This window comes from Streptomyces sp. ADI95-17 (genome assembly GCF_003846175.1).
In the GTDB taxonomy this organism is placed as follows: Bacteria; Actinomycetota; Actinomycetes; order Streptomycetales; family Streptomycetaceae; genus Streptomyces; species Streptomyces sanglieri.
In genome coordinates this window covers 220,998-226,997 of the sequence record NZ_ML123049.1, presented here as the reverse complement: position 1 = coordinate 226,997, position 6,000 = coordinate 220,998, and the positions used below count along the sequence as shown (strand labels likewise).

Sequence of the window (6,000 nt, the reverse complement as noted above, 5' to 3'; positions counted from 1 at the left end):
ACCAGGGTGACCTGCGGCGCGGTGGTGTGCCGGGTATCGAGGCCGAGGTTCTCCCAGCACACCGCCCGGCCGCCGGTGGCGACGACCGTCTCCGCGGTCGCGGCCTCGGCGAGCACCACGGCCGCGCCCGAGTCGGCGACCATGAACTCCAGCCGGTCCAGCGGGTATTCGGGGTCGAGCGGCACCGCTGCCGCACCCGCCTTGAGCACCCCGAGCAGGGCGACGACAGGGCGTATGCCCCGGTTCAGGCAGATACCGACGCGGGATCCGGGCACAACGCCCTCGTCCAGCAGCGCGTGCGCCAGCCGGTTGGCCCGGGCGTCGAGTTCCGCGTACGACACCCGTTCGCCGGCACACACCACGGCGGGCGCGTCCGGTGTGCGCACCACCCATTCGCCGAACACCTCCGGGAGCACCACATTCCCGAAGCCACCACCCTGCGAAGCCAACGACCCCAGCACCCGAACCACTCCCCCATGCATAGAAGTCAAAAAATTCAGACGAAAGAAAAGCGATCCGGACACGGAATTCGCGCTCCGGAAAGAGAAATCAGCCGAGGAGGCCGATTCCCTCCCGCACCTGCAGCCGCCCACCGCTCATGTACATTCCGCCGACCTGTCCTGTACGGGAATCCCGCACGAAGCAGTACAGGTCCTTGGATTCGTCGCTGCCGTGTCCGGCCTCGACGGATTCACTCTTCAATCGGAATTCCAGGCCCTGATGGAGTTCCAGCCGGGCCGGCCGCAGCCCGCCGCGGTCCATCAGCAATTCCCCGTGGCCGGCCCGGCGGACGGTGAGGAGGTCCGTGCCGGACCGGTATTCCCCGCACACCTCGGCCGCGGCGGCGTCCAGCGCGGAGCCGGAGAGCGGCCGGCCGAGGTCGGGCGCCTCGGCCCGGCCGACGTCGAAGCCCTTCGCGGCGAGCGCGTCGAAGAAGGCGTGGCCCATCTGGCGGCCGGAGGTGGCATTCGTCATCAGGGCGACCCCGATGCCCCGCCCGGGGTCGAAGCGCAGGGCGCAGCTCGCCCCGCCGGTGTTGCCGTCGTGGCCCAGCCAGCGCCGACCCGCACCGTCGGTGTGGACGGCGAGGCCCAGGCCCCAGCCGTCCGCCAGTCCGAACGCCGCCGAGCCGGGTACCGGGGTGCGAAGTTCGGCGAGCAGTCCGGGCTCCAGCACCGTGCTGCCGCCGGGCGCGAGATGGACGGCGGCGTAGCGCAGCAGTCCGGTCGCGCTGGACATCAGGGCTCCGGCGGGCACCAGTGCCTTGGGCAGGCCCGGCTCGTCGACCTGCTGCACCGATCCGGTCGGCAGATGCACCGCGTGCTGGCCGGCCACCGGTCCGGGCGCGGCGGCGCCGAGAAATCCGGGCTCGACACCGAGCGGGGTCAGCACGAAGTCCCGTACCGACTCCCACCAGGTCACTCCGGTCACGGATTCGAGGATCCGGCCGGCCAGTACATAGCCGAGGTTCGCGTACGAGAAGTGTTTGCCGGGCTCGCACACTGCGGGCGCGCCGGCCGACGCGGCGACACAGTCGCGCAGCGCGAGGTCGTCCTCGACGGGCGGCATGTCCGGCAGGCCGGCCGTGTGGCTCAGCAGTCGGCGCGGGGTCGCGGTGTACAGCGGGCTGTCGGGACTCCCGGCCAGTTCGGGCAGCAACGGCCCTACCGGCTCGTCCAGTTCCAGGTCGCCGTCGCTGACGAGCTGTGCCAGCAGCAGTGCGGTCGCGGACTTCGTCACCGAGCCCCACGGGAATACGGTGTCGGCCGTGACCGGCCGGCCCGACCCGTAGGTCTCTTCTCCGTATTCGAAGGAGGAGATCACTCCGCGCTCGTAGACAGCGAATTGCACACCGGGTGCAAGGTATTCGCGGGCGAGCGTATCGAGCAGCCCGGCCACTTCGCCGTGCGCGGGCAGCTCCATGGGAAATTCAGCGGATTCCGTCATCAGGTCCACCCAGGTCAATGAATAAGCGCCAGGCTAGCGACACCTCTATGCAGGGACCAAAGAGCTAAAGCCAGGAGTTAAACGGGCAGGTGGGCAGGTTATCGGACAGCGGACCGAGCAAAACCGGCCATGGTGTAGCTGGCTCCACCTTCATTACGGGATTCAGGGGGTTCGCCGCACATCATCTCTTCCCATAGTCTGATGCCGCTGACGAACGGGAGGGCGAGAAATATGACATCGGTTTGGCGCCGGTCTGCGACGACCGCGGACCAGGCAACGGGGGCCGCGATGCGGCTGGAGTCGGTGAGCAAGGCCTACGGCGATGGTGCAGGCGCGGTCACCGCACTGGACGACGTCTCGTTCGAGGTCCCACCCGGAACGTTCACCGCCGTCATGGGACCGTCCGGCTCGGGCAAGTCCACGTTTCTGCACTGCCTGGCCGGGCTCGACCGACCGACTTCCGGCCGTGTCTATCTGGGCGAAACCGAGTTGGGCGGCCTGAAGGAGTCCGCGCTCACGGCGGTCCGCCGCACGCGGATCGGCTATGTGTTCCAGGCGTACAACCTGATGTCGGCCCTCACGGTGAAGCAGAACGTGACCCTGGTGTCCCGACTGTCCAACTCCGCGGTCGACGAGGCCTGGCTGGCGGAGATTCTGGGGCGTGTGGGCATGGGCGAGCACGCGGACCGGTACCCCAATCAGCTCTCCGGCGGCCAGCAGCAGCGCGTGGCCATCGCCCGTGCGCTGCTGACCCGGCCCGACGCGGTGCTCGCCGATGAGCCGACGGGCGCCCTGGACACCCGCAGCAGCCAGGAGGTCCTGCGGCTGTTCCGCCAGATCGTCGACGAGACCGGCCAGACCGTGCTGATGGTCACGCACGATCCGGTGGCGGCGTCCTACGCCGACTCCGTGGTCTTCCTGGCGGACGGCCGGCTGGCGGGGCAATTACCGCGGCCGACGCCGGACCAGGTGGCCGACCGTATGACCCACTTGGGCAACTGGTAGGGCGGCCGAGAATGTTCGACATCGCGTGGAGCACCATCAAGAAGCGCAAGGGCGGGTTCATCGCGGCGTTCATCGCCGTGTTCTGCGGCTCCGCCGTCGTGACCGCCTGTGGCGTCCTGCTCATGTCCGGTCTGCTGTCCGGGGTTTCGCCCGAGCGGTACGCGGGCGCCGCAGTGATGATCGGCGGCAACCAGAGCCGAGAGGTCGCGCAGAACTTCGACCCGCACTACGCGGAGCGGGTCACCCTGCCGGCCTCGCTGACCGCCGAGGTCGCCGAGGTGCCCGGCGTACGGGCGGTCGTCGGCGACCGCACGGTCGGAATGAGTATCGCCGACCGCAAGGGCCGCACCCTGTCCCTCGACCACCCGCTGTTCGGACACGGCTGGGCCTCCGCGGCACTCGGCCCGTTCACCCTCGCCGAGGGAGCCGAGCCGCGCGGCGAGGGCGAGGCGGTGCTGGACACCGCGCTGGCCGGCAAGGCCGGGGTGAAGGTCGGTGACACCGTACGGCTGTCGGTCGGCACCACCCCGGCGAGCTACCGGGTCGTCGGCCTGGCCGCGCCGTCGAAGGCCGGCCTGAGCCGCCAGTCGGCGGTGTTCTTGACGGATGCGCGGGCAACGCAGCTCTCTCAGCGTCCGGACCGGCTCACCGCGATCGGCGTGCTTGCCGAGCCGGGTACGGACGCGGACGCACTGGCCGGCCGGATCGAGAAGGCGCTCGCGGGCTCCCGGGAACCGGTCGCCGTCCACACCGGAAAGCAGGTCGGTGACCTGGAGTTCCTCGACATGGGGCAGTCGCGCGGCTTCCTGGTCGCACTGTCCGCCTCCTTCGGCGGCACCGCTCTCGCCGTGGTGATCTTCGTGGTCTCCTCCACACTGGGCCTGGCCGTCCACCAGCGTCGCCGCGAACTGGCCATGCTGCGCGCCATCGCCGCCTCGCCCCGCCAGATCCACTCACTGATCGGCAGCGAGATCCTGATGGTCGCGGCGGCCGGTGCCCTGCTCGGCGCGGCACCCGGCTTCCTGATCGCGGGCGCTCTGCGCGACGCGTTCGCCTCCGTCGGAGTGCTGCCGGGCGACTTCGAGCTCTCGTACAATCCGGCTCCGGCCGGGGCGGCCGTGGTGCTGTGCGTGCTGGGCGCCCGGCTGGCCGGCTTCATCGCGGCCTTCCGCACCGCCAGGATCCAGCCGGTGGAGGCGCTGCGCGAGTCGCAGTCCGAGCCGCCGCGGCTGGGCCGGGTCCGGCTGAACGTCGGCCGCGGGCTGATCGTGCTCGGTCTCGCGGCGGCCGTCGTGCTGCCTGCGGTGATCCCCGGTCAGCTGGCGATCGCCGGTGCGGCCGGCTCACTGCTCATCCTGATGTTCGGCTGCGCGCTGATCGGCCCCCAGCTCGTGAAGATCACGGCAGCGATGATGGCACCGCTGCTGCGCAGTTTCCGGATCAGCGGCTATCTGGCGGCCGCCAACACCAGTGCCAACTCGCGTCGGCTCAGCAGCGCCGTCGTCCCGCTCGCGCTCGGCGCGGCCATGGCCCTGATGCAGCTCTCCACCCTCTCCACGGTCGAGGCGACCGCCGCGAAGCAAGCCGCGACCGGCGTCGTCGCGGACTACGTGCTGACCAGTGACTCCACCGGGCTCTCGACCGAACTGGCCGATTCCGTAAGGGCGGTTCCGGGTGTCGCCACGGCCACCCCCGTGGCCCGCTCCCAGGTGATGCTCAACTACCTGGAGGTGGACAAGATGGCTGCCCGTCCCTTCAGCGCCGAGGGCATCGACCCGCGCGGCATCGGCCGCACCCTCGACCTGGATGTGCGCGAGGGAGGCCTGGACGCGTTGACCGGCGACACCGTGGCGCTCAGCTGGATGGCCGCCGACACCGCGGGGCTCGGCATCGGCGACACCGCCGACGTCAACCTCGGCGACGGCGTCAGGAAGAAGCTCAAGGTGGTGGCCGTCTACGGCAACGGACTCGGCTTCGGCGACGTCACCCTCCCGCACGGCATGCTGACGGCGCACACCACCGACCGGCTCGATGCGGCCCTGCTGGTGACGGCGTCGGACACCGGCGACCGCGACCGGGTGGGGAAGGCCCTGGCCGAGCTCGCCCAGCGCACTCCGACCCTGAAGGTGCAGCAGCCGGACGAGTTCGCGGCGGTCCAGCAGGGCCAGTTCGCCCAGCAGTCGTGGACCAATCTGATCGCCAACTCCCTGCTGCTGCTCTATGTACTGATCGCCGTGGTGAACACCCTGGTGATCGCGACCATGGCGCGCAGCCGCGAGTTCGCCATGCTTCGCCTGATCGGGACCAGTCGGCGACAGACCCTGCGGATGATGTTCCTGGAGTCCTGGGTCGTGGTGGTCACGGCGATCGTCGTCGGCGTCCTCATCGCCGTCCCGCCCACGATCGGCAGCAGTCTGGCCATGACCGGCCAGGCCATGCCGCACGTGGACCCGCTGGTCTGGGCGGGAGTAGGGGCCTTCATCGCCGTGCTCGGCTGGCTCTCCATCGCCCTGTCCACGCGCTCGGCCCTGCGTACCCGCCCGATCGACGCGGTGTACACGGGTGAATAGCCGACCGCGGATGCGTCCGGACCGCGGATGCGGGTGTCCGGACGCATCCGCGGCCGACGGCGGGCGCCGACGCGGCTGACTCCACGTACGGGAGCCGCGTACGGGTGCCGTGTCCGACAGGGTGTTCACGACGACGACAGGGCGGGTGCTCCGGATTTCTCCGGGGCACCCGCCCTGTCGCTGTGGGGGGTGTGAGCATGCCCGTGGGGTCGGGCGGTCAGGCGGCGGCCTGTTCCATCGCGCTGATGAGGCTGGCCGGCCGCATGTCGGTCCAGTTCTTCTCCACGTAGTCCAGACAGGCCTGGCGGCTCTCCTCGCCGAACACGATGGTCCAGCCGTCCGGAACTTCGGCGAAGACGGGCCAGAGCGAATGCTGGTTCTCGTCGTTCACCAGAACGTAGAACGTGCCGTTGTCGTCGTCGAACGGATTGTCCATGAGTCTCCCCTTCGGTCGCGCCGATCGTGACCCCTCCGGTCC

The 6,000-nt window shown here is 70.1% G+C and carries 5 protein-coding genes; 2 read left to right on the top strand and 3 right to left on the bottom strand.

Features of this window, described 5'->3' with window-relative positions; all coding sequences use genetic code 11:
• The coding region (locus EES42_RS27950; protein ID WP_206433610.1) for an AMP-binding protein at positions 1-461 on the bottom strand (461 nt) is incomplete at its 3' end.
• Between the two features lie 88 nt (positions 462-549).
• Positions 550-1,947, bottom strand: coding sequence for a serine hydrolase domain-containing protein (locus EES42_RS27945; RefSeq protein WP_124721056.1), 1,398 nt, complete (start codon positions 1,945-1,947; stop codon positions 550-552).
• A 231-nt stretch (positions 1,948-2,178) separates the two neighbouring features.
• Here EES42_RS27945 and EES42_RS27940 point away from each other — a divergent pair, with 231 nt between their 5' ends.
• Positions 2,179-2,952, top strand: coding sequence for an ABC transporter ATP-binding protein (locus tag EES42_RS27940; protein WP_206433609.1), 774 nt, complete (start codon positions 2,179-2,181; stop codon positions 2,950-2,952).
• Positions 2,953-2,963: 11 nt separating this feature from the next.
• On the top strand, positions 2,964-5,522 hold the full coding sequence (locus tag EES42_RS27935; protein WP_124721054.1) for an FtsX-like permease family protein: 2,559 nt from the start codon (positions 2,964-2,966) through the stop codon (positions 5,520-5,522).
• Positions 5,523-5,739: 217 nt separating this feature from the next.
• Here EES42_RS27935 and EES42_RS27930 read toward each other — a convergent pair whose 3' ends face one another.
• Entirely contained in the window at positions 5,740-5,958 is a 219-nt protein-coding gene (locus EES42_RS27930; RefSeq protein ID WP_124721053.1) for an MbtH family protein, read from the bottom strand.
• Between the last annotated feature and the right edge of the window lie 42 nt (positions 5,959-6,000).

Excerpts from the sequence above, each read along its gene's own strand:
- EES42_RS27940 (WP_206433609.1), top strand. The coding sequence starts at position 2,179 with ATGACATCGGTTTGGCGCCGGTCTGCGACGACCGCGGACCAGGCAACG.
- EES42_RS27945 (WP_124721056.1), bottom strand. The coding sequence starts at position 1,947 with ATGACGGAATCCGCTGAATTTCCCATGGAGCTGCCCGCGCACGGCGAA.
- EES42_RS27930 (WP_124721053.1), bottom strand. The coding sequence starts at position 5,958 with ATGGACAATCCGTTCGACGACGACAACGGCACGTTCTACGTTCTGGTG.
- EES42_RS27935 (WP_124721054.1), top strand. The coding sequence starts at position 2,964 with ATGTTCGACATCGCGTGGAGCACCATCAAGAAGCGCAAGGGCGGGTTC.